Origin of the sequence: Wenzhouxiangella psychrophila (assembly GCF_042310375.1) — a bacterium.
Lineage (GTDB): Bacteria > Pseudomonadota > Gammaproteobacteria > Xanthomonadales > Wenzhouxiangellaceae > Wenzhouxiangella.
The window spans coordinates 11,252-31,624 of record NZ_JBHJMQ010000005.1; the positions used below are offsets into that span (position 1 = coordinate 11,252).

General features: G+C 61.5%; 15 protein-coding genes. 6 read left to right on the top strand and 9 right to left on the bottom strand.

Annotation, left to right across the window (positions count from 1 at the left end; translation table 11 throughout):
* Positions 1 to 81: 81 nt before the first annotated feature.
* Entirely contained in the window at positions 82 to 2,391 is a 2,310-nt protein-coding gene (locus tag ACDC66_RS07910) for an SUMF1/EgtB/PvdO family nonheme iron enzyme (RefSeq protein WP_376696161.1), read from the bottom strand.
* A 233-nt stretch (positions 2,392 to 2,624) separates the two neighbouring features.
* On the bottom strand, positions 2,625 to 4,445 hold the full coding sequence (locus ACDC66_RS07915) for an ABC transporter ATP-binding protein (protein WP_376696162.1): 1,821 nt from the start codon (positions 4,443 to 4,445) through the stop codon (positions 2,625 to 2,627).
* A gap of 133 nt (positions 4,446 to 4,578) precedes the next feature.
* On the opposite strand from ACDC66_RS07915, the gene ACDC66_RS07920 reads away from it, so the two are divergent.
* Together ACDC66_RS07920 and ACDC66_RS07925 are read left to right on the top strand one after the other, a co-directional pair.
* Complete coding sequence (locus ACDC66_RS07920; RefSeq protein ID WP_376696163.1) at positions 4,579 to 6,396, top strand: lytic transglycosylase domain-containing protein; 1,818 nt, start codon at positions 4,579 to 4,581, stop codon at positions 6,394 to 6,396.
* A 254-nt stretch (positions 6,397 to 6,650) separates the two neighbouring features.
* A complete protein-coding gene (locus ACDC66_RS07925; RefSeq protein ID WP_376696164.1) occupies positions 6,651 to 7,667 on the top strand; it encodes a 3-oxoacyl-ACP synthase III in 1,017 nt (338 codons plus the stop codon).
* 46 nt (positions 7,668 to 7,713) lie between these two features.
* Here ACDC66_RS07925 and ACDC66_RS07930 read toward each other — a convergent pair whose 3' ends face one another.
* The 3 genes from ACDC66_RS07930 to ACDC66_RS07940 all read right to left on the bottom strand — a co-directional run bounded on the left by ACDC66_RS07930 (position 7,714) and on the right by ACDC66_RS07940 (position 12,189).
* Positions 7,714 to 8,214 carry a DUF6702 family protein gene (locus ACDC66_RS07930; protein WP_376696165.1) on the bottom strand — a complete coding sequence of 167 codons (501 nt, stop codon included), beginning with the start codon at positions 8,212 to 8,214 and terminating at the stop codon, positions 7,714 to 7,716.
* Positions 8,214 to 10,661 carry a M1 family metallopeptidase gene (locus ACDC66_RS07935; RefSeq protein WP_376696166.1) on the bottom strand — a complete coding sequence of 816 codons (2,448 nt, stop codon included), beginning with the start codon at positions 10,659 to 10,661 and terminating at the stop codon, positions 8,214 to 8,216. Before ACDC66_RS07935 ends, ACDC66_RS07930 begins: the two co-directional genes overlap by 1 nt.
* Positions 10,662 to 11,166: 505 nt before the next feature.
* Positions 11,167 to 12,189, bottom strand: coding sequence for a transposase (locus ACDC66_RS07940; protein WP_376696167.1), 1,023 nt, complete (start codon positions 12,187 to 12,189; stop codon positions 11,167 to 11,169).
* Positions 12,190 to 12,457: 268 nt separating this feature from the next.
* On the opposite strand from ACDC66_RS07940, the gene ACDC66_RS07945 reads away from it, so the two are divergent.
* A complete protein-coding gene (locus ACDC66_RS07945) occupies positions 12,458 to 13,357 on the top strand; it encodes an MBL fold metallo-hydrolase (RefSeq protein WP_376696168.1) in 900 nt (299 codons plus the stop codon).
* A gap of 172 nt (positions 13,358 to 13,529) precedes the next feature.
* On the opposite strand, the gene ACDC66_RS07950 is transcribed toward ACDC66_RS07945, so the two are convergent.
* From ACDC66_RS07950 to ACDC66_RS07965, 4 genes are all read right to left on the bottom strand, one after another.
* Positions 13,530 to 14,390 carry a metal ABC transporter permease gene (locus ACDC66_RS07950; protein WP_376696169.1) on the bottom strand — a complete coding sequence of 287 codons (861 nt, stop codon included), beginning with the start codon at positions 14,388 to 14,390 and terminating at the stop codon, positions 13,530 to 13,532.
* Entirely contained in the window at positions 14,387 to 15,166 is a 780-nt protein-coding gene (locus ACDC66_RS07955) for a metal ABC transporter ATP-binding protein (RefSeq protein ID WP_376696170.1), read from the bottom strand. The genes ACDC66_RS07950 and ACDC66_RS07955 overlap by 4 nt, the downstream gene beginning before the upstream one ends.
* On the bottom strand, positions 15,163 to 16,116 hold the full coding sequence (locus ACDC66_RS07960; RefSeq protein WP_376696171.1) for a metal ABC transporter solute-binding protein, Zn/Mn family: 954 nt from the start codon (positions 16,114 to 16,116) through the stop codon (positions 15,163 to 15,165). The genes ACDC66_RS07955 and ACDC66_RS07960 overlap by 4 nt, the downstream gene beginning before the upstream one ends.
* A 252-nt stretch (positions 16,117 to 16,368) precedes the next feature.
* Entirely contained in the window at positions 16,369 to 17,007 is a 639-nt protein-coding gene (locus ACDC66_RS07965) for an HD-GYP domain-containing protein (RefSeq protein WP_376696172.1), read from the bottom strand.
* Positions 17,008 to 17,208: 201 nt separating this feature from the next.
* On the opposite strand from ACDC66_RS07965, the gene ACDC66_RS07970 reads away from it, so the two are divergent.
* From ACDC66_RS07970 to ACDC66_RS07980, 3 genes are all read left to right on the top strand, one after another.
* Positions 17,209 to 17,715 carry a DUF2269 family protein gene (locus tag ACDC66_RS07970; protein WP_376696173.1) on the top strand — a complete coding sequence of 169 codons (507 nt, stop codon included), beginning with the start codon at positions 17,209 to 17,211 and terminating at the stop codon, positions 17,713 to 17,715.
* 216 nt (positions 17,716 to 17,931) lie between these two features.
* Positions 17,932 to 19,494 (top strand): tetrathionate reductase family octaheme c-type cytochrome, encoded by a 1,563-nt coding sequence (locus ACDC66_RS07975; protein ID WP_376696174.1) that lies wholly within the window; start codon positions 17,932 to 17,934, stop codon positions 19,492 to 19,494.
* On the top strand, positions 19,494 to 20,147 hold the full coding sequence (locus ACDC66_RS07980; RefSeq protein ID WP_376696175.1) for a cytochrome b/b6 domain-containing protein: 654 nt from the start codon (positions 19,494 to 19,496) through the stop codon (positions 20,145 to 20,147). Before ACDC66_RS07975 ends, ACDC66_RS07980 begins: the two co-directional genes overlap by 1 nt.
* The last annotated feature ends 226 nt before the right edge of the window (positions 20,148 to 20,373 follow it).

The following is a 20,373-nucleotide window of genomic DNA, read 5'->3' on the forward strand; positions in this document are numbered from 1 at the left end:
AATTGCCCAATCATGGTCAGATTCGGTGATGAGATCAAGAGAAAACCAGGACATATATGTCCTGTATTTCTCTCAAAGTACTCACTGTTGTACGGACCTGGCAAGACGGAAGCCGAGGGCGCCGCTGCTGATGGCGCGGGTGTTCGGGAAGCGGACGGCCGAACGCTGGGTCCAGCCGCTGCTGACAAAGGCACCACCCCGCGTAACGGCGCGATCACAGCCACCCAACATCCAAGCGCTGCCATCGACTGGTGCACCCACATAGTTATCGTTCCAGCAGTCCTGCACCCACTCCCAGACGTTGCCATGGGTGTCGTACAGCCCGAACGCATTGGGGCCGAAGCTCGCAACCGGCAAGGTTTCTTGGCGCTGGATACCGGTCGGGCAACCGGTCGCAGGTGAGGTGGCGTTGAAATTCGCCTGGTCGCTGGTAATGCAGGCGCCGGTGTTGAAACGGCCGCTGGTGCTGGCGCGGGCGGCATATTCCCATTCCGACTCCGAAGGCAGCCGATAGTCTTGGCCGGTCTTGTCGCTGAGCCAGGTGACATACTGCTGGGCATCGTCCCAGCTCACGTTGATCACCGGGCGATCGCCACGGCCATGGCCTTGATCGCCAGGGTCATGCGTACAGCCGCCTTCGGCCTCGCAGGCATCCCACTGCGTAAAGGTTACCTCGGTCTGGCCGATCGCGAAGGCCGGGGTATCGACCATGCGCCTCGGATCTTCGTTGGTGTCTCTCAGCGGCTCGCCGGGTGGGCTGCCCTGCAAAAAGCTGCCGCCAGGAATATTCACCATCACCGGACAGTCATCACAGTCCTTGAAGGGGCTGCCAATGGCCTCAAGACGATCCGAAAACAGCGCTGTTGAAGTGTAGACCACAACCAGGTCTCCTGCCTCCAAAACATTGGCTACTTCGCGATTTGGGCTGCTGATCACGGCATCATCGAGGCCGTCGCCGTCGAAATCGGCCAGCAATACGGCCGATCCGAAGTGGTCGAAGCTGACGAGATCGCCGGCGACTTCGAGGTCGGAGCGGTCCCAGAGCATGCTGCCCTGGTTGACCAGCCCGACGCCCGCTTCGCCATAGGCGATCAGGACCGCGCCGGCGTTGCGCGCCAAATCGACGTTGCGGTGTCGGCTTCCAACCATGAGCTCGTCGGCACCATCGCCATTGATGTCTCCGGCTGTCAGGCTGTCGGCAAACAGGGATCCCTCCAAGGGCGAACCGGCAAAGCCGTCGACCCCTGGCTGCAGGAGCCGATGGCGCGCGCTCGCCAGCCCTTCATTGGTGCCATGGAGGACCAGGGCGGCACCTGTGTTGTTCTGGTAACCGCGCAGGCCGACGACCAGGTCATCGAAGCCATCGGCGTCGAAGTCACCGACGGTGAGACTGCTGCCGAAGTTGTCGACCTGGGCGGGCACCAGATCGATTCCGGGAGAGTCCAGCGCCCAGACTTCATTGGTCGACACGTCAAGGCGCCCACCCCCGCCGTAAATGACGTGAACCGTCCCGGCGAAATCAGTCGTGCGTGAGTCCCACGGTGCGCCGATGGCCAGGTCGGGGTACTGATCGCCGTTGAAATCACCGACGGCCAGTGCATAGCCGAAGTAATCTTCGATGGCGACACCGCCCATGCCATCAGCATTGCGATCCAGGAAGACGTCCCTTTCCGCGGTCAACCCGCTGGCACTGCCAATCAGCACCTGGATCGCGCCGGCCCTATCAACCGTGCCGATATCCTCGCGCGGGACGCCGATGACCACATCATCGAAGCCGTCGTCGTTGAAATCGCCGGCGGCCAGCGAATAGCCCATTTCGTCGCGTTCTTCTGACGCGCCGCTGATGCCCGTAGTGTCCTGATTAAAACTCCGATTGTTGACATCGGTCAGGCCTGACGGCGATCCGTAGATCACGTTGATGGCGCCGGCACCATCGATCTCGCCGATGGCTTCGCCCGGGCTGCCAAAGACCAGGTCGTCGATGCCGTCACCGTTGAAATCACCCGTGGTCACCGAATAGCCGCTGTTGTCTTCCGGCTCCACCAGGCCCTCGATCGCGCCAGCCTGACTCCAGATCTCATTGCCTTCGGCAGACAAACCGCCGCGCCTGCCGTAGACCACGTGGACCCAGCCGGAGTCGGCGTTATCTCCCTGGTGTTCAAACGGGGCAGCGATCACCAGATCCAGGTGGCCGTCACCATTGAAATCACCGGCAGCGAGGGCCTGTCCGATCCTGTCGCTGGATTCGGCACCGCCGCCCAGGTCCGTCTTCGAACTTGCGCTGCTCTGGCTGAAGACCTGCGAGGTTTCCGGGATCAGCTGCGCCTTGGCGCTGCAGCACAGCAACAGGGCAGGCAGAAAAAAGATCGTTGTTCTGGCGCTGAATATCATTCGAACTCCCACGACATTGCGCTCAATGCAAGACGCCGTCAGGTGTGCGGGTTGGTGCTGCGGGACTTCTCAGCCCCTCGCTGCGCTGACCGGAGTCGTCCATGTGGACGCCATGTGATGACGGTTTGGCTTTTTACTCTGCTCCCGCGCGGCCCGTTTTGCAATGCTGCTTCGCACATGGCAAAAACCAGGGCTCCGTGAATTCACGGTGCCCTGGATTCCTCGCCTGCGGTCTAGCGGTATGCGGCGGCCTGCAGTTCGAACAGGGTGGCGTACTGGCCGTCGAGCGCCATCAATTGTTCATGCGTGCCGATCTCGGTGATGCAGCCCTGGTCCATCACTGCGATCAGGTCGGCCTGGCGCACGGTCGAGAAGCGATGCGAGATTAGGATCAGAATGCGGTTGCCGGCCATCGCCTGGAAGTGCTGGAACACTTCAGCCTCGGCTTTGGCATCCATGGCTGCCGTGGGTTCGTCCAGGATCAGGATGTCGGCATGCTCCCGCATGAAGGCCCGGGCCAGTGCGATCTTCTGCCATTGCCCACCGGACAGCTCGCGTCCGTCCTTGAACCAGCGGCCCAGTTGCGTTTCGTAGCCCTTCGGCAGGTCGCGGATGAACTCGTCGGCCAGGCCTTTGATCGCGGCCGTATGCCATTTCGATTGGTTCTCGAACTCTTCGACGTCCCCGGCACCGATGTTGTGGCCCACCAGCCACTGGTAGCGTGCGAAATCCTGGAAGATCACCCCGATGCGATCCTGCAGAGCCCGTTCATCCCAGTCGCGCAACGAGGTTCCGTCGAGCCGGATGTCGCCGCTTTCGAGTTCGTAGAGGCCGGCGATCAGCTTCGTCAGCGTCGTCTTGCCGGACCCGTTTTCGCCGACCAGCGCCAGGCTCGTACCGGGTTCCAGCGTGAGGTTGATGCCTTCGAGCGCCAGGGTGTTGCTGCCCGGATAGCGGAAGGACAGATCCACGATCTCGAGCCCGCGGCCGGGGGCCTCGCCCTGACTGACCTTGCCTTCGCGCGCGCGCACCGGCTGCTCGAGAAATTCGTACAGGCTGGTCAGGTACAAATGGTCCTCGTACATGCCGTTGATTGCGGTCAGGCTGGCACTGACGGCCGACTGACCTTGTTTGAAGACCATCATGTACATCGTCATCTGGCCCAGCGTCAGGCGCCCGGCCACGGTCGCCAGCACCACCCAGGCGAACGCGCCGTAGAGCGCCAGGGTGCCAACCAGGCCAAGTCCGAACGCCCACCAGCCGCGGCGGATGGTCAGCTTGCGGTCCTCGCGGAAGATTTTGGTGAAGATGTCCTTGTAGCGCTGGAGCAGGGTCGGCGCCAGGTCGAACAGCTTGACCTCCTTGGTGTAGTCCTCCCGCGCCAGCACCGATTCGAGGTACATCATTTCGCGCGTTTCGGGCGAACGCCACTGGAACAGCCGGAAGGCCTGACCGGCAAATTTGGCTTCGACCAGGAAGGCCGGCAGGCCGCCGGCGATCAGCAACAGCACCGCCCACGGTGAGAACGCGAACAGCAGGCCGCTGAAGCTGACGATGGCAATCCCGTTCTGGATCACGCCGAAGGTCTTCTGAACCAGCGAAAGCGGTCGCGTGGATGCCTCTCGCCGGGCGCGGGTGAGCCGGTCGTAGAACTCGGCGTCCTCAAGCTGGGCCAGTTCCATTTGCTGGGCCTTTTCCAGGATCATCACGTTGACCCGGTGTCCCAGACGCGCGCGCAGCAGGTTGTTGCAGATATTGAGCGCCGTCTGGGAGGCGGCCATCGCGGCGACTAGCAGGGCCTCCAGCGAGAGCCAGAACCACACCGCGTCGGTTAGCGTGTTGTTCTGGATGGCGGCCACCACGCTGTCGACCAGCCACTTGCCGACATAGGCAATCGAGGCCGGCAGCAGGCCGGCGACCAGCGTGAGAAAAGCCAGCGCCACCGTGAGCCACGGGCTGGTCGCCCAAACCAGGGAAAGCGCGCGCCGGCCATAGGTGGCCAGCGGCCGGATCTGGGTGAATATGCCGGGCGGCTGATCAGGCTCGCTGCTCATGGAGCCAAGTGTACGGGAGCATCGGGTCCGGGCCGTGACGGAAACGGCTGATTGCCCGCAGTGACCCGGATCGAACGGAATGGTGCATTGCGGTTCCAAAGTGGTTGTATCCGTGTATGTGGAGCCCGCCAACTTGAAATCCCTCGTTCTGCTGTTTCTGCTGGCGCTTGTGCCGATGACCGAATCGCACGCCGTCGACACGCTGGAGGTGCCGCTGACGATCGATCCCGGTTACCTGGAGTCGGTGGTGGCCGGCAGCCTGGGGCTGGATGACAAGGGCCGCGCCGAACTGAGTCTTGACGCCTGCAACCGCCTGACGCTGGCCGATCCAAGCGTGCGTTCAGCCGCCGCCGTGTTGGAGGTTTCCATGGCGATGACGGCGCGCACCGGTGCGTCCGTGTTCGGTCAATGTGCCGGTCTCCGGCCGGTCGAGAGCCGGCTGCACGTCGAATTGACGCCGCAGGTGTCCGAAACCGGCAGCGCAGCGCAGTTCCGGGTAACCGCGATAGAAATCCGCCGTCCCGACGGTCAACCCGGCATGCTCTCGACGCCGGTCCGGGTGCTGGCCGAGGCGCTGGTGCTGCCCCGGCTGGAGACCATGGTCGTGGAACTGAGCGAGCCGCTGGCCGCCATCGACGATTTGATCGAAACGTTCATGCCGGCCGGGAGCGAGCCTCGGGTCACGCTTGCCGAGCGTGGGCGACTCGCTCGCCTGGAAGTGCTTCCGCAAGGACTTCGTGCCGTCTTGAGCTTTGGTTTGATGCCGCCGGCGGCGGGACCTGCCGCCCCGGAACCCGTTCTGGACCCGGCCGAGCTGGCCCGGTGGCAGCGAATCGAAGACGAACTGGACGGCTTTCTGACCGTTGTTGTCGTGAGCCTGGCAAGCCAGCTCGACGATCGCGATCTTCAGCTCGAACTGCTGGCCGTTCTGCTTGACACCCGCCACCAGATTGCCCGGGCCCTGGCCAGCGATGAAGCGGAACCCGACGCGGTACGCCGCTTGTTTCTTGACGCCTGGGCGGCCCTGAGCCCGCTGCTGGCCAGGGCCGACCAGCTCGAGTTCGCCGAGGGTGTGGATCTTCGCCTGGCCGGGTTTCTGGCGGCCGGTGATGCGCTGAAAGCTCTCGATGCACTGGGCCCGGAGTATGGCCTGGAGATCAGTCGCGACGGTTTGCGTCGTCTGGCCCGGCTTTTGCTTTCCGAGCGTGCGCCAACCAGCTTTACCCCACTGCCGCTGGAGACTGATCCGGCGGTACGGTCACTGTTCGGAATGGCAGAGCGTCGGGCTGATCCTGCGCTGGCACGGACTGCGGGGCCCTGGTGGTCGCGGCTCATTTCCAGTGCCCACGCTGAAACCCTGGCCCCGGCCGAGGCGCTGCGCGGTGTGGTGCCGAGGCTGGATCGCCTCGATGACTACCTGGCGCTGGTTGCGCGCCTGATCAACGAGGCACTTGATGCCCATTCGGCCGGGCAGTCGCGTGTGCCGGCCGAGTATCAGGATCTGCTCGATCCGTTGGTTCGGGCCACCGCCTGGAAGGAATCGTGCTGGCGCCACTATGAAGGCACGGCGGATCAGCCCCGGGTCATCCGCTCGCCGGTCGGTGCGATCGGCATGATGCAGATCATGGGGCGCGTGTGGCGCGGTGTCTATGACATCGAACGCCTGGAGAACGAAATGGACTACAACGTCGCCGCCGGCATCGAAATACTCGAGCACTATCTGGTCGACTACGCGATCCGCCGGGGCGAGCACAATCAGTCCCGCGGCAGGGAAGGCCTGGTTCGCGCCACTTACGCGGCCTACAACGGCGGGCCATCGCACCTGTCGCGCTACCGTCGCGATGAAACCCCCGCGCGCTTGCGCGCAATCGATAATGCTTTTTGGCGAGACTTCCAGATGATGCAAAACGGACCCTGGCCGGAAGTCAGCGACTGCTATGTCAGAGAATGAACCTGCATGTCAGGTTTCGCCAGGGAAAAACCAGAGCGCGGAAAACCAGGACACCCACGATTTTCCGTCCTGAGCGCGAAAATTGAACTCACGAATCCTTCCCCTGTCGAGACCGACCAGCAACTCACGTTCGGTGCGTTGAAGGGCCAGGGATACGCGGGTCAACAATGGGTGTCCCGCGCCCGCTTCGGTTAGCATGGGTGCCGGGTTTTCACCGCGGCCTGTGCGGGCTGCGCAGCCAAGAGTTTCCACCAATGCATTTCAACAACGTCGTCATCCAGTCCGTGGCCGCCGTGGATCCACCGATTAGCCTGAGTTCGAAGGAGATTTCCCAGCGCCTCAAGCCCACCATGGATCGTCTGGGCATTCGTGAGGACCTGCTGGAGGAGATTTCGGGCATCAAGTCTCGCAAGCTGTGGGAAGCAGGTAGCCGGGTTTCCGATGCCGCCACTCTGGCGGCCGAAAAAGTGCTAGAAGAAAGCGGCGTCGATCGCTCACGCATCGGTCTTCTTATCAGTACATCCGTGTCCCGCGATTTTCTCGAGCCCTCCACAGCCTGCGTCGTGCATGCCAACCTGGGCCTGGTACCCGACTGCCTGAACTTTGATGTGGCTAACGCCTGCCTGGGTTTTCTCAACGCCATGGATATCGCGGCGGGAATGCTCGAGCGTGAGGAGCTGGACTATGCGCTGATCGTCGATGGGGAATCCAGCCGTCAACTGATCGACGCAACGTGCGATCGCTTGCTGGATCCGTCAGTCGATCAAGAGCAGTTCCGCGCCGAGTTTGCATCGCTGACCCTCGGTTCGGGCGCCGCGGCAATGGTCATGTCCCGCAGCGATCTGGAGCAGGATGGTCACCGCTACCGAGGCAGCGTGACGCGTGCCGCCACCGGGTTCAATGAGCTTTGCCGGGGCGATATGGAGCGCATGTACACAGACACGCGCGGCCTGATGAACGCCGGCCTGGAACTGGCGACGCAAACGTTCGATGCGGCCCGTTCTTCGCTGGGTTGGGCCCGGAACGACATGGACCAGTACATTATTCACCAGGTCAGTAGGGTGCATACGGAGTCCCTGGTTAAAGTGCTGGGGCTCGACCCCGAGAAGGTCTACGTGATTTATCCGGATATGGGCAACGTCGGTCCGGCTTCGGCGCCCATAGCGTTGGCCAAGGCCGCCGCCGCAGGCAGGCTCGAGAAGGGTTCCCGGATTGCCTTGCTGGGTATCGGGTCCGGGCTGAACTGTTCCATGGCTGAAGTGGTCTGGTGAAAACCAGGACACCCAGCGAACACGATCACCGTCCCAGTAGTGTCCCTCATGGCACCAGCTCGATATCGACTTCATGGCGCCCACCTTCGAAATTCACGCTGTGGATATCCTGGCCCCGCTCGACGTTGACCAGATTGACCTGGGCCGGCCAGATGTCGCGCAAGGCTTCGTGGCGAATGGTCAGCGAAGATAGCGTTTCCGGAATTGGCGTTTCCTGGTAGACCCAGAGAAACCGTCCATCGATTTCCGTGCCAACCGCTGACAATTCCAGCGGGCGGTTATCAGAATACAATTCGAAGCGCTTCCCGACGTAAGCTGCAAAGCGCTCGCGTACGGCTTCCGAGGCCAGGATATCGGCCTCGCCGCCGAAGATCTCGCGTACGGCATGTTCGGCATCGTGCAGCTGGAAGCGATGCATAACTTCGACATTGCCGGTGCGCTCATTGAACAACACCCGCGTGATCGCCGATTTTTGCTGATGCGCGCCAACGCTCGAGACGCCGCCGAGCAGCAGCACCAGGCACAAGACCGACAGGACGACTCGCATCAGCTGCCGCCCTCTTCTTCCTCGAAGGACTCCATCGGTTTCAGCTCGGCCTTGATGTCGTGCATGATGTCGCGGTCCTCGAAATCATCACCCTCTTCTTCCTTGAACGCCTCGATTCGCGACTCGATGATGCGGCGCGGATAATGATTGTTCTCGAGGTCAACATCAGCGGTCTCGAGATACGGATCGACAACGACCTGCTTGAGCTCCTTGTCGCTAACGAGCAGCTTGCTGACTTCTTTGGGTGTGCGTCGCCAGATTTCGGCCGGAATGCGCAGCATCTCGGTCGTCTCGTCGACGTAGGTCAGCTCGAGGATGATCGGCATGACCAGGCCGCCCAGGTTAGAGAACTCCAGCACGTAGTAATTCCGATCTTCTTCGACGGCGCGATCCATCGCTTCACGTTCCCAGTCTTCCAACCCGGCCAGCCATTCGTGATAGGTATTGCGGTCTTCATTGGTGACGGTAAATCGGTCGTTCTCGTCGTAGAAGTCTGTCACGTCCGGATTGCGCTCGACCCACAGATCGCGCTCTTGTCGGTTGCGCCGGACCGTGATCGACGGCGGCTTGTCCATCTCTTCCTGGCGCCGGCGATCGAAGTCGATATCAGGGTTTTTCGTATCCAACCGTAGCTTGTAGACTCGGTCGAGTGAAACGTCCACGTGGTCGGTGGAGTAGAACCAGCCGCGCCAGAACCAGTCCAGGTCCACGCCGCTGGCTTCCTCCATGGTGCGGAAGAAATCGGCCGGCGTGGGTCGCTTGAACTTCCAGCGACGGGCGTACTCGCGAAACGCGAAGTCGAACAACTCGCGGCCGAGAATGGTCTCGCGCAAAATGTTCAGGGCGACGGCCGGCTTGGTATAGGCGTTGGGACCCAGCTTGAGCACGCTGTCGGACTGGGTCATGATCGGCACCTGCACCTCGGACTTCATGTAGTCGACGATATCGCGCGGCTCCACGCCCCAAGGAATCTCCGGGTCCCATTCGCGCCCGGCCACGCCGTCGAGAAAGCTATTCAAACCCTCGTCCATCCACGTCCACTGGCGCTCGTCGGAATTGACCGTCATCGGAAAGTAGATGTGGCCGATCTCGTGGATGACCACGCCGATCAGGTAGCGTTTCTCGGCCAGCGAGTAAGTGCGGCTACCGTCGTCCTGCAGCGTCGTGCGCGGCCCGTTGAACGTGATCATCGGATATTCCATGCCGCCGACCGGCCCGTTGACCGACTGCGCGACGGGATACGGGTAATCGAACGAAAACCGCGAATAAACGTCCATGGTGTGAATGACGGCCTCGGTGGAGTACTTCTTCCACAGTTCACCGCCTTCCTTGGGATAGAACGACATGGCCATGACCAGCGGATGTTCGGCGCCTTCCTGCCGGTGCCCCTTCGCATCCCACATGAACTTGCGCGACGACGCCCAGGCGAAGTCTCGCACGTTCTCCGCCCGGAATTCCCAGGTCTTCGTTTCGTCGGTGGCCGCCTTCTCGTTCTCCAGCGCCTCTTCCTCAGTGACGATGAACAACGGGCGCTCGGCATCCTCGGCCCGCTCCAGCCGACGCTGCTGTTCATCGGTCAACACGTCGTCGGAATTGTGCAGGGTGCCGGTGGCCGAGACGATATGGTCGGCCGGCACGGTCAGCGACACATCGTAGTCGCCGAATTCCAGCGTGAATTCGCCACGCCCAAGGAACGGCTTGTTGGTCCAGGCCTCGTAGTCGGTATAGGCGTGCAGGCGCGGAAACCACTGCGCCAGCTGGAAAATGTCGTTGCCGCCCTCGCGCGGATCGTCGGGAAAATGCTCGTAGCCGCCGCGGGCAACCACCGGATTCTCTTCCGGGATATTGAAGGCGTAGTCCAGCGAAAACGTCACCGACTCACCGGATGCAATCGGCTCGGCGAGATCGAGGCGCAGGTTGGTTCCCACCACCGTGGCCGCAAGTTCGTTGCCTTTGTCGTCGACGACGGCCCCCAGCTCGTAGCCGAGCTCGGTGTCGGCCATCCAGTGCCTGCGCCGCAATTCGTCGAGGCTGATGCGCGCCGGCTCGTCACTACCCGCTTCCTCGGTCTTGGGCCCGCGTCGCCCGATGCCGCCGAAAGCCGTGCTTCGCTCGGCGATCGAATCCGGACGGAAACGGTTCTGATCGAGCTGCAACCACAGGTATCTCAGCGTATCGGGCGAATGATTGGTGTAGGTCACCGTCTGGCTGGCTTCGAGCCGACGCTCGTCCTCGATCAGCTTCGCGTCGATGACATAGTCGACTTCCTGCTGCCAGTAGCGATGCCCGGGCGCGCCGGCCGCGTTACGGTACACGTTGGGCGTGGGCAAAACCTCATCGAGCTGGCGGAACTTGTCCTCGAAATCGCCCTTGGTCTGGTGAACCGCGTCCGCCGAAGCGGCGGCAGCCACGAACGCCAGGCAAAACGCAATCAAACGCTGATACATACGCTCTCTCTGATGTGAAACTGGAATCCTTCAGGCGCAAAATCCTGAACGGACAGGAGAGTCTAACCCACATATATTAGAATAGGCGCATAAATGGCGTGACGCGTGTCACGTAGCCGACCGGCCAGCAGAATGGCCAGGCCTCGCTAGCGCCGTTCCCTCAAAGCCATCAACCAACGGGCATCATCCAAGCGTGGAAGTCATGGCGATGCATTGGGCGGTTTGGCGTTCAGAATGCAAGGCAAGCCTGTATGCAGAGAATCTGCGGGAATACGGCATCGGGAGGTGGCATCATGACCAAAATCAGCAAAATCAGGACACCCACGATTTTCCTGGCTAAATCATCCTCTCCGTGGTCGTCCGGAGATAGAAGTCTGCGGAAATTGGGGCTGAATTGGCTGCGATTGGGCGTATCAAGCCGTCTGCCGGTGGTCTGAAGCCAATTTCGCGCACGGGCTGGCACCCGGCTCATTCCGGTCAATCGAAATTCCAGGTCAGGAGAACGTCACCAGGGGACTGGCTGTTCTCGTAGCTTCTTGAGCGCGAACTCGCCGGAAACGCCTTTCATCCAGCTCTGGCCCAGGTCGGCAGCCTTGAGCATCAACGCCTCGGCTGACCCGATCGCCCGGTAGTAGCGACTCTCTGTGCCTTGAACGCGCCGCATCCACTCGCGGGGGTGGTTGGAGACGCTCCATAGACCATCGGGCGGCGCTTCCTCGGTGGCGGATAGCTTGCCGCGCTTCTCAGGATGGGCCTGGAGCCCGGTCCAGCGAACCAGATCTATGTAGCTGGATTCCGTGAGCTCGGCTAGCGCCTCGACATCCAGCCCGGCGACCGGCTTGAGTGCCTGCTCCTGAAAACGACGGCCAAGCGCCTTTCCAATTGCGTTTTGAGTCGATTCGATTCGGTATCGCACGGAGGTATGTTCGGAGTCGCGAAGCGTCTCGCACATTCCGGCTCGCACTGGGTTCAGATCGACGTAGGCCATGCACGACAGTACCGCTTGCTCGTCGAGCAGCGCCTGGCACTTGAATCGACCCTCCCAGAAACGGCCCGTGCAGCCGTCCTCCCGGTTAGCCATGCGGGCGATCGGTTCGTTGAGCGCACGCATGAACCAGCTGATCGAGCTGAGGCGCTGGCGGATGACGTCCAGACGCTCGGCATTGCTCAGTAGGGCGAGCGTGGCTCGCTCCAGGCAGGCCGGGTCGTCGCGATTGCTGATCGAACCGGGAAAGATCGCCAGCCAGCGCTCTGCGATCTCCCGATCTGACCACTGCCAGGGCACCCGGGGATCGCTACGCAGAACCACGTGGAAATGGTTGCTCATGACGGCGTAGGCATACACGGAGACCGAGAAGGAATCGGCCAACTGGATGATGCGATCCTCGATCCACTGGCGTCGGTGCTCGAAGCTTTTGCCCGAGTGCTCGTCGATGCCGCATAAGAACGCCCGACGGACGCATCGACTCACACAATGGTAGAAGCCGGGCTCTTTATCGCTGACCAGCTGGCTGCGCGGATAGGCCATGCGCTGATCTTGCCACCCGATCGGGCACTGACCAATCCTCAGAATCCCGCGTCGGGCTGTAGGAAAACTCCTACAGATCGTGGGTGTCCTGGATTCCCCACAGATCGTGGGTGTCCTGGATTCCCGCTGGCTGGATTCCCGTCCTGGATTCCCGCTGAACATTCTCTTCTATGGCTGAACATCGACCGGAAAAATCATGGTCGCGATACAGACAGAATGCTACATTAGACATAAGTAATAAATAGCTTTTGAGGCTGAAGGAGATGTCATGTTTAGTCGTATCAGTCCAAGCCAGGGCGCATTCTCACCGCGCGTGACCGGCTTCTACGATGCTGACACCGGCAGCATTCAGTACGTCGTGGTGGACGAGGGCACGAAGAAGGCCGCCCTGATCGATGTCGTTCTCGATTTTGACCCACGTAGCGCACGTACTTCGACCCGGTCGGCTCAGGCGGTGCTCGACTATGTCGAGCAGGAGGGTCTGGAGGTGGAATGGATTCTCGATACCCATCCTCATGCAGATCATTTCATGGCTTCGGCCTGGTTGAAGGAACAGACCGGTGCGTCCAACGCCATCGGTGCCAAGGTGCGCGAGATCGGCGACATGTGGGAAGATCTCTATAACATGCCCGGCGGTTTCGATCCCGATCGGGATTTCGATCACCTCTTCGAGGACGGCGATACCTTCAAGTTCGGAGAGCTCGATGTGAGGGTGATGTTGTCGCCCGGGCACACGTTGGGGTCGATTACCTTTCTGGTCGGCGACGATGCGGCTTTCGTCCACGATACCTTCATGCACGTCGATGTCGGTACCTCGCGCGCGGATTTCCCCGGTGGATCGTCGAGCGCGTTATACGACAGCCTGAACGCCATCCTTGCCCTGCCCGAGAAAACCCGACTGTTCATCGGTCATGATTATCCGCCGGTCGGCGATCGCGAGGCGCCGGCCTGGGAGGCGACCGTGGCCGAACACAAGGCTGACAACCCGCATGTTGGCGGCGGCACGAGTCGGGAGGACTACATGAAATTGCGGGATGAACGTGATGCCGGACTTTCGCTTCCGGATCGAATGCTGCATGCCTTGCAGGTCAACCTGCGCGGCGGCCGCCTGCCGGAACCGGAGGCCGATGGCAACAGCTACTTCAGGATTCCAGCCAATCGCTTCTAGTCAAATTCGTCGAGTCTGAGCCAGGGTTCCGACGAATTCGCCGGCGGGTTCAGCCTCGAGCTGAAATGCTGCGTTGCCCGAGCAGTCGGATTCCTGACTGGCGAGCGAGTGCAGTCGCGCACCGGCCATATTGGAATGTCAAGTGATGCCCGGATGCCAGACGGCCTGCGTTTCACGGCGATTGGCTGGGCGAGCTTTGGTGGGCATCCGGCGTTCGCTTGACTCGCCGGATTGCAGCGCTCGAGCCGGCGATGAGCAGGTAGATCACGGTGGCCGTGGCGATGATTGCCGGCCCCGAACCGATGTCGAAGTGGTAACTTACCCACAGCCCGGACAGGGAAAAGAGCAGGGCGAACAGACCGGAGGCGAGCATCATTCCACCCAGCGTCCGCGTGAAGTGCTGCGCGAGATAGGGCGGCAGGGTTAGTAGAGCGATGACCAGCAGCAGGCCCACGACCTGGATCATAATCACCACGGTTTCCGCCACCAGGATCAGAAGCATCAGGTACAGACTGGTTACGGGGATGCCTCGCGTTCGGGCGAAGACGGGGTCGAATGACATAGAGAGGATGTCGCGGTAGAAGTACACGGCGGCAGCCACGATCGCCAGGTCGATAATCGCCATGATCCACAGATCCTGACTGGAGACCGCGAGGATGCTCCCGAACAGATAAGTCATCATCCCGGCCTGATAACCGGGAGACAGATCAACCATGATCAGTCCAAAGGCCATGCCGCCGGCCCAAATGATGCCGATCAGCGTGTCCGTGCGTTCATGCCGGCGTAGGCTAAGGATACCCAGCAACAGGGCGGCGAGCGCGGTGAACACGCCGGTGACCGGTAGAACCGGCCAGCCGGCGTAGATGGCGGTACCAACGCCGCCATAGGCGGTATGGGCAATGCCGCCGGTCATGAACACCAATCGATTGACCACGACAAGTGCCCCGACGATGCCTGCGGCAATGCTGATCAGCACGGCAGCGATCAGCGCTCGCTGGACGAATGCGTGCGAGAACAGTTCCAGATCGATCACGCGCTCCGGCCTCCGTAGCCAACCAGCAGGTGCTCGCTCATCGGGCAGCGCTCGTCATGCCGGCCGTACATCAGTTCCAGCATCTCGTCGGTGATCCAGGGCCCTTCGCCGGAGAGCGCTATGCGGTTGATCGCCAGCACCTGGCTCACCGACTGCCGAGTGATCCCGAGGTCATGGCTGACCATGACGCGGGTCAAGCTAGTGCCGAGATCCTCGAGCATCTCGTGGATGCATGCCCGACCATAGGGGTCGATATTGGAGAACGGCTCGTCGAGCAGCAGCAGTTCGGGTTTGGTGATCAGCGCCCGCGCGATGAGCGCGCGTTGGCGCTGGCCGCCGGAAAGGGCGCCGTAGGAACGCCGGGCGAGTTCGAGGATGCCAGCGCGTTGCATGGCTTCGGCTGCGCGATCCAGCTCGTCCCGTCGGAATCCGGGACCGTGCCGCCCACCATGTGGCAGTCCCATGAGGACGACCTGCTCAACCGTGCCCGGAAACCCCGGCGCGAGGTTGCCGTGCTGCGGAACATAACCGGTCCGCTGCGGGTGCCGGCCAGGTTCCTCGCCGAAGACCCGGATCCGGCCGCGATCAGGTTGGTAAAGTCCGAGGATCAGATGCAGCAGGGTCGTCTTGCCGCCGCCATTGGGGCCAATGACGACCACGAACGCCCCTTTGCTTATACGGAACGACACCGACTCCAGCACCGGCTCGCGATCAAAGCCGAACGTCAGTCCGGAAACCTCGATGATGGTCTGGTCCGAGTGCACTGCGCCGTTCATGGGTATGCATCACTCGAGCTGGCGAGACTGGCTTCAAGCGTGGCGGCAATTGCGCGCATGCCGGTCGGCCAGTCGCGTTTAAGCGGGTCGAGCGTGTCCACGCCGGCGCCGATCTCTCCGGCGAGCACCCGCGCCGCGCGCTGCGGAAACTGCGGTTCGACAAAGATCACTTCCACGTCGAGGTTGCGGGCGGTTTCGATCACCTCACGTAGCTCCCGGGGGGCGGGTTCCTTGCCCTCGATTTCGATTGTCATCTGCTCCAGGCCGTAAGACTCCGCGAAGTAGCCGAAAGCCGGGTGGAAGACCATGAAGCGCCGACGTTCGATTGGAACCTCAGCCAGCACTTCGAGAATCTCGGCATCGACGGCGTTGATCTCCGCGGCAGCATGCTCAAATCCGGCCTGGTAGGCCGCAGCATGGTCCGGGTCGGCCGCGATCAGGGCGTCGCGTACGATCTGCGCCTGCAAACGCACCAGTGGCGGGGCAAGCCAGACATGCGGATCGACCCCGGCATTGCCGCCTTCGTCCTCGCTGTGAACGTCGTTGTTGTGACGGACCATTGGCCGGCGGATGATGTGTTCGATGGTATCGACAATGCGCATGGCCTCGTTCGTCGAGGCGAAGCGCGGTAGCCAGCCCTTCTCGAAAGGTGCGCCAATGGAGAAATAGAGCGATGCCCGGGCCAGGTTTTCCATCTGGCGGGGGCGGGGTTCGTAGGTGGCCGGTGTCGCTCCCGGAGGAAGCATCACTTCGACCTCGACATGCTCACCCCCGATGGTCTCGACGATCCAGGCTTGCGGCGGGATCGATACGGCGACTGTCAGCGAGGCGGCGGCCCGGGTCGGGTGGACGGCCCCGAGCAGGACGACGAGCAGCAGGGCCCTTATGGCCGTTGACGCGGCTGACCCAGGAGAAGGGCCTGAGGGGCCGGGGATCGTGGATACGAACATGGGACAACTCCGTGATGGGCTGTTTGGCTGGTTGGCCCATGGAGTGGCCAATCGCCGATATTGTTATAATATAACACGTGTCAAGGCGTGTCCGAACATCGTCGGAGCGCGCCAGGTCGCCAAGCCGGCGTTGCCGCGGAAGAGGCTCTTGTGCACCCTCGCTCCGGGTCTGCTAGCGTCGGCCACACACGCCGAGTGTGATTGCGTTCCCGGTTGCAAGTGATGCCGCTAGTTTGCGGTGCGCATAAATGCCTATGCGTGGCGTTCGGAAATGGCCGGGAAATACTTGAACAGGTTCGGATCGAATTTCCAGCCATTCTCCGACTCCATGATTGCCATGACTTGATCGTGGCTTCTGGCTGGACGGTTCGGCCGGGTGGAGCGCATGGCATCGTAGGCATCCACGATCAGGATGATCCGCGATTGTATGGGGATGGCTTCGCCCTTCAGGGCATCAGGGTAGCCATCACCGGCGAAGTTTTCATGGTGATGGCGAATCACCCGTGCCACACGACTGGATCCCGGAAGTCCCGTTTGGCGCATGATTCGCTCGCCGATCGTGGAATGCATCTTCATGACTTGCCATTCGCTATCGGTCAAGCGGGCGGGTTTAAGTAGGATCGAGTCCGGGATGCCGACCTTTCCGATGTCGTGGAAGCGCGCGGATATTTCGACGAGGGCAGTTTTCTGTTTACTCAGGCCGATCGCCTTGGAAAGCTGAAGTGATAGATCGACGACGCGGTCACAGTGATCCCGAGTGTATTGGTCACGGGCGTGCAACGCGGCCGTAAGCGCTCTGGTGCACCGGTAGTGCGATTGAAATCCCGTAGAGGTATCCATGAAAACCCCTTCTTGCCTACGCTTGATGGCCTTCAAGATAGCGAAGGTCATTCATGTCTTCTGTAAATAGCTTTCTGTGGACCCGACGTCAAGCGCGCCTTGGCTCGCGCTGAAGCGCTGCTTTCACGAATCCACCCTCAGTGGGTTCCACGAGGTGGTAAATTCGTCATTCGGCAGCCGGCTATTGCCCGATAGAGAACGGACCGGCTGCTATTCATCCCTGTGGGTTCAAGCAAGGAAGGAGGGAGATTGATGTTCTTTGTTGAGCAAGTACTCATTCGCGGGCTACATGTGCTTGCCGCGTCGTTCTGGTTGGGAGCGGCGATCGTCATGGCTGGCTTTCTTGCGCCAGCGGCGCGGGCCGTTGGTGCGCCCGGGTCGGTGTTCATGCGCCATCTCAACGGAAAGGCTCGTTTACCGCTGGTGACCAATATGGCCGCGCTGATTACGATCCTGACCGGGGTCTGGCTCCTCTGGCGGGCATCCAGTGGCCTGCAGGTCGAATGGTTCGGCACGTCTTACGGCCTGACTCTGAGTATCGGTGTAGTGGCGGCCCTCGCTGCCTACGGTGTCAGTATGTTCGTGCAGCGCCCGGCGATGCAGCGGATCGCCATCGCACAGTCGGCCACGGAGCAGCCCGATCAAAAGGCCCGCGCTGAATTGGCGGGCGCGCAGTTCCGCCTGACCCTGGGCGGTCGTATAGGGGCCGTTCTGCTGGCGGTGTCGGCAGTCTGCATGGCCGTGGCCCGGTACGTCTGAAGCGCCAGGCAAGCAGCCGGATACATAATCAGGATCGCATAACGGCATCGGTAGCAATCCGGCTGCCGGCATGCAATGGCATGGGCTGTTTCACGCAACGGTCATATCCGCGATTGTTGACCTAGGTCAAGATGCCGCGGGAGTACGTCGGCAAAGATCGGAGGAGTATTCCGTCGCGACAGGAGCCTGTCCAGCACCATGATGGCGAGAGCGACAATGTTCCGATGGCTGGTTTGCGGACTTGCGTCCGTTTTCTTTCTGCTGCCCGCGGCCGCAGTGGATCATTCCCGGTACGAGGTCCTGCAGGGGCCCTTCGAAAACGGCCGGGAAGTCACGGAAGCCTGCCTTTCCTGCCACAACGAGACAGCCGAACATTTCCAGGAGTCTATCCACTGGACCTGGGAATACACCCATCCCGAGACCGGCCAGCAGCTGGGCAAGAAGTACCTGATCAACAATTTTTGCACCAACTCGCGGGGCAACGAGGGTATGTGTGCTCAGTGCCATGCCGGCTATGGCTGGAAGGACGACAGCTTCGATTTTTCAGATTCGTCGAACATCGACTGCATCGTCTGCCACGAGCAAACCGGAACTTACTACAGGCAACCAAACTCGCAGGGCCACCCCGGCTGCTCGATCATGTTCGAGGATCTCACGCCCATCGATTGGCCGGAGGTCGCACAGAGTGTCGGCATGCCGAGTCGAACGAACTGCGGTAGCTGCCACTTCTATGGCGGCGGGGGTGACGGGGTCAAGCACGGCGACCTCGACTCCTCGCTGATCGATGCGCCAGTCAACCTGGATGTGCACATGAGCCCCGACGGCGGCGATTTCGACTGCCAGACCTGCCACGTCACCGATCAGCACCAGGTGGCGGGCAGCCGCTATAACGTCCAGGCCAGCGATCCGGAAGGCACCGGGCGACCCGGCTTCCGGCGCCGCGTGGCGACCTGCGAGTCCTGCCACGGCCTGTCGCCGCACTCGGCCAACAGCGTGGTAGGCGTCAAGCTCAACGACCACGTCGATCGCGTCGCCTGTCAGAGCTGCCACGTACCTACTTTCGCCCGCGGCGGGGTAGCGACCAAGGTCGACTGGGACTGGCGAACTGCCGGCAAGACTCGCGACGGCGAGGGTTTCAATATTCATGACTACGAGCAGGGCAACGGCGAACTGCGCCCCACTTACAAGTCGATCAAGGGCGATTTCGAATGGGGCGAGAATCTCTTGCCCGAATACCGCTGGTTCAACGGCCAGATGGTCTACACGACTATCGACACCGAGTTCGACCCGAACGACCAGCCCATTCCAATCAACGCCGTCCAGGGGGCACCCGACGATCCGGATTCCAGATTGTGGCCCTTCAAACGCATGCACACCGTCCAGCCATTCGATAAGAAGCTGAACAAACTTGTCTACATGCACCTGTGGGGCCTGGACGACGCGGCTTTCTGGGGCAACTACGACTTCGAACCGGCCATCGAAACCGGCATGGCCGACTACGACATCCCCTACAGCGGCGAGTACGGTTTCGTCGAGACGGTCTCGTTTTGGCCGATCACGCACATGGTCGCGCCGGCCGAGCAGGCCGTTTCCTGCGGGGAATGCCACAGCCGCGACGGCCGGCTGGCCAACGTGGCCGGCTTCTACCTGCCCGGCGGCGGCACCGGAACCCGCTGGCTCGACATCGTCGGCGCGATCCTCGTCGGCGGCACCCTGCTGGGGGTGCTCGGCCACGCGCTGCTGAGACTGTTCTCCCGCGCGACAAGGAATCGAGCCTGATGGCGCTTCGCAACATCATGATCTACTCGCGCTTCGAGCGTTTCTGGCACTGGACTCAGGCATTGCTGATCTTCGCACTGCTGTTTTCCGGTATGGCCATACGCGGCATGCACGAGGCGATCCCGTTCGGTGCCGCGGTGACGGTACACACGGTCTGTGCGCTCGCCCTGATCGTGCTCTGGCTGTTCGCCATCTTCTGGCATTTCACTACCGGCGCCTGGCGCCACTATGTGCCCACCGCACAGGGCCTGGGACGCGTCGCCCGCTATTACGCCTACGGCATCTTCAGGGGCGAACGCCATCCCTACCGCAAGGCCTTTTGGCGCAAGCACAACCCGCTCCAGGCGCTGACCTACCTGGCACTCAAGCTGGTTCTCTTCCCCGCGGTGTGGCTCACCGGCCTGGCTTACCTGCTCTATGCCTTTTGGGAACACTACCCCTGGGCCGGCGATGCACTGCCCTGGGTCGCGGCCGTCCACACCCTCGCCGCCTTCGCCATCCTCGCTTTCGTGATCGCGCACGTCTACTTGCTGACCACCGGCGGTTCCTTCCGGCATCATGTCCGGCCGATGGTCACCGGTTACGACCGAGTGGAACTCACACCCACGGAGGAACGCTACTTCGAGGAAAGCCACACGGTGGACATGAAATAGCGATTCGCTACCCAGGAAAACCAGGAAGAAAACGGAAGAAAACCAGGACTCCGTGAATTCACGCACCCACGATTTTCTTGGCTGAATCAGCCTCTCCTCGTCGCTAACCAGTTGGCTGCGTGGATACGCCATGCGCCGAGTCTGCCACCAGACCGCGAGTCGGCTTATACTAATGTTGCCTTGTTGTGTCGTAGAAATCTTCCTGCAGATCGTGGCTGTACCTTTA